The organism is Candidatus Melainabacteria bacterium RIFOXYA2_FULL_32_9, assembly GCA_001784615.1.
Taxonomy (GTDB): domain Bacteria; phylum Cyanobacteriota; class Vampirovibrionia; order Gastranaerophilales; family UBA9579; genus UBA9579.
The window spans coordinates 5791-9041 of the sequence record MFRQ01000129.1 but is presented as its reverse complement, the minus strand read 5'-3'; the positions used below and the strand labels follow the sequence as shown (position 1 = coordinate 9041).

The following is a 3251-nucleotide window of genomic DNA, read 5'->3' as shown; positions in this document are numbered from 1 at the left end:
AGTATATGGATCATTGAGACTGGCCAGCATTGTTTCAATAGCTACATATGCATCATCTTCGTTATTAATTGCCTGGTCATACTTATGTCTCCAACGCTGCCAATCTTGTCCATTTTTGTTGACATCAACATATTTTGTTTTTACTAACTTCCATACTTCGTCATAAAGTGTTTTAGGATCATACGCAAGTACTCCTCTAGTAATAAAACCAAAATATGCGAATACTAATAAAGGAATAATTGCCCATAAAAGTCTTTTGCTGCGTTTAATCAATTTCTCTTACCTCGCTCTGGTTTATTAAATGCTTAATTAATTCTATTTGTATATTAGCATACATAAAAATCAAATTTTTATAGTGAATTAGCCTGAATGAACAAATTGTTGTTAAAAATATTATACTCAATCTGCTTTAAATTTTTTACAAGTCTAATAATCATTATTAAGCGTTTAAGCAATTATTTCTAATAAAAATTCTGATAACATTTTATTTAAATTTTGCTAATAGCTGTTAATGCTGAATTGGGGGATATTTATGAAAATATTAGTTATTTATTATAGTATGTACGGAAATACATTCGAGCTTGCTAAGCATGTTGTTAAGGGCGCTAAATCTGTTGAAGGGGCTGAAGTTGGCATAAAACAGGTTCCTGATCTTTTACCTAGAGAGGTTATAGAAGCAAATCCAAGAATTCAACAAGCAAAAGAAATGCAAAAAGATATTCCTGTTGCAAAAGTTCAGGAACTTGCTGACTATGATGCCATTATATGGGGAACACCGACAAGATACGGAAACATGACTGCTCAAATGAAGAATTTTATAGATCAAACAGGTTCATTATGGAATCAGGGTAAGCTTGAAAATAAAGTTACAGGAGTATTTACTTCGACTTCCAGTATTCATGGAGGACAGGAAACAACTATTTTAACCTCGATGGTACCATTATTTCATTTAGGAATGATTATAGTCGGCGTTCCATACTCAGTACCGGAATTACTTAGTACTGACAGGGGTGGAACTCCTTATGGGCCAAGTCATGTTGCAGGTGAAAAATCTGACCAACCCGTTACTAATGATGAAGCAAAAATTGCTTTTGTTTTTGGAAAAAGAATAGCTGAAATTACAAAGAGAATCTTAACCTAGTACTCTGTTCCAAAATTATGAAGGCAGGTAGTTAATGAAGCAACCTTGCAAATGCGAAGCTAATTTGCACAGTTGCGGAATTAATTACCTGCCTTCAACAACTAACATTATTTTTGAGGACAAAGTATTGCTAGCTAAAATATGGTTTAACTATCTGTATTACAGCTTTATAAATATCCTCAATAGGTTGATTTGCGTTGATAACTTTAATTCTATTAGGATGTTGTTTTGCTAATTCCAGATAGCCTTCTCTAACTTTCTTGTGGAAGTTTATTGATTCTGATTCAAGACGATCCTTATTGTCTCCTACTCTTTTGAGCGAAACATCAGGATCTATATCAAATATTAGAGTTAAATCAGGCCATAGTTTATTCGTTGCAAGATTATTTAAGTTAATTAATTCATCAATATTTAGGCCCCTTGCATATCCTTGATATGCAAGAGTGGAATCTATATAACGATCACATAATACAACTGTGCCTGAATTTAGTGCAGGAATGATTTTTTCATCAACATGTTGGGCTCTATCGGCTAAGTATAAGAATAACTCACATAACGGATAAATTTTGCCTTCATAATTCAGGAGAATATTACGTAATTTAGAACCCAGATCAGTTCCACCCGGATCCCTGGTGATTATATAATTTATATTTTTTTCTTTTAAAAATTCTGCTATTTTATTGAGCTGTGTTGATTTTCCTGAACCGTCTATACCTTCAAAAGTGATAAAAAGGCTTTTTTTATCCACGTATCCTTCTCCTTTTACATGTTGTTGCACAGATAATACCATGGTCATTTTCTTGTGTGAATAATTTCCTCAGTGAATTAAGAATTATATATAAGTATAAAGGCAGGGACTAAATCCCTGCCTTTAATGTACTTTATTTGGTGATTAACCTGCTTTTCTGCCTTTTTTGCTTGAGACTACTTTTAGGTGTCTATTAGGTTCTTCACCTATACTTTCACTTGCTAAATTATGCTGTTCTACGAACTCGTGTTGAAGTTTTCTTATTTGCTGTGCTCTTGGTTGGAGTTCTATTGTATCATTAGCTCCGTTTAAGACCTGATATACAGCATTTTTAACTTCTTGTAATGCTATTTCAGTTTCATCAAAGTAAGCTTCATAAAGCTCATCACCTGGTTGTTCCTGAATGTTCAGAGCTTCTTTAATGACTTTCTGAATTTGTGGCATTGTATTAGATTTTACAAAATACACCGGGAGTTCGTAATTTTTGGCAACGTTCAGTATTTTTGCGCCGCCTTTTGCGTAACTCTTGTGAGAAATTACAATATCTGCTTCATCTATATTTCTTGTAACTTCAGCTTGTAAGTTGAGTCTTTCGAGAACTTTATCGACTACAGATCTGCTAACAGCATATATGTAGATTTTCTTGTAATTATCAACTTCTTTTAAGTATTTATCAATATTAAAGTCGAATCTGACTTTGTCAAAAGTTGGTTCTGCTACTTCAACTGGTTCAACAATTTCTTTGACAGTTTTAGTTTTAGGTGCTGAATTGGTTTTTCTGATTTCAGGTTTAATTGGCCAGCCCCTTAGGATATAGTCTACTGCTGCAGTAACGTCAGAATATACAGCGAGTGTATCTCTATCCATAATCTCTACTACCACATCAAATGTTGGTTGTTTTTCTCTCTCAAGAACCGTTTTTTGAGTAGCTCTTCTTCTTGCTTCGTCATCTCCAAGTGTTACGGTGCTAACGCCACCGACCAGGTCAGATAAAGTTGGGTTTTTAATTAAATTTTCTAATGTATTACCGTGAGCAGTAGCGATGAGCATTACGCCTCTTTCAGCAATCGTCCTTGCTGCTTGAGCTTCTGCCTCTGTTCCTATTTCATCAACTACAATAACCTCAGGCGTATGATTTTCTACAGCTTCTATCATCACATCTTTTTGTCTTTCAGGAGAAGGAACCTGCATTCTTCTTGATTTACCGATAGCACAGTGAGGAATATCTCCATCTCCAGCAATTTCGTTAGAAGTATCCACAACAACAACTCTTTTACCGAGATTATCAGATAATAATCTTGCTATTTCTCTTAATTTTGTGGTTTTACCAACTCCTGGTTTTCCCAGGAATAGTATACTCTT

Annotated in this window: 3 protein-coding genes and 1 pseudogene; 1 reads left to right on the top strand and 3 read right to left on the bottom strand. The window is 34.3% G+C overall.

The genetic code is table 11. From position 1 onward, the window contains the following. A pseudogene (locus A2255_09325) lies at positions 1-273 on the bottom strand (hypothetical protein). Between the two features lie 259 nt (positions 274-532). On the opposite strand from A2255_09325, the gene A2255_09320 reads away from it, so the two are divergent. After that, entirely contained in the window at positions 533-1141 is a 609-nt protein-coding gene (locus A2255_09320) for an NAD(P)H:quinone oxidoreductase, type IV (protein OGI18039.1), read from the top strand. 130 nt (positions 1142-1271) lie between these two features. Here A2255_09320 and A2255_09315 read toward each other — a convergent pair whose 3' ends face one another. After that, positions 1272-1931: a dTMP kinase gene (locus tag A2255_09315; protein ID OGI18038.1), complete on the bottom strand. Its 660-nt coding sequence runs from the start codon at positions 1929-1931 to the stop codon at positions 1272-1274. Between the two features lie 102 nt (positions 1932-2033). Further along, a partial coding sequence (locus tag A2255_09310; GenBank protein ID OGI18037.1) for a hypothetical protein occupies positions 2034-3251 on the bottom strand: 1218 nt, incomplete at its 5' end.

What these genes read in the sequence shown, in the direction of transcription:
- A2255_09320 (OGI18039.1), top strand. Translation starts at nt 533, where the DNA reads ATGAAAATATTAGTTATTTATTATAGTATGTACGGAAATACATTCGAG.
- A2255_09315 (OGI18038.1), bottom strand. Translation starts at nt 1,931, where the DNA reads ATGGTATTATCTGTGCAACAACATGTAAAAGGAGAAGGATACGTGGAT.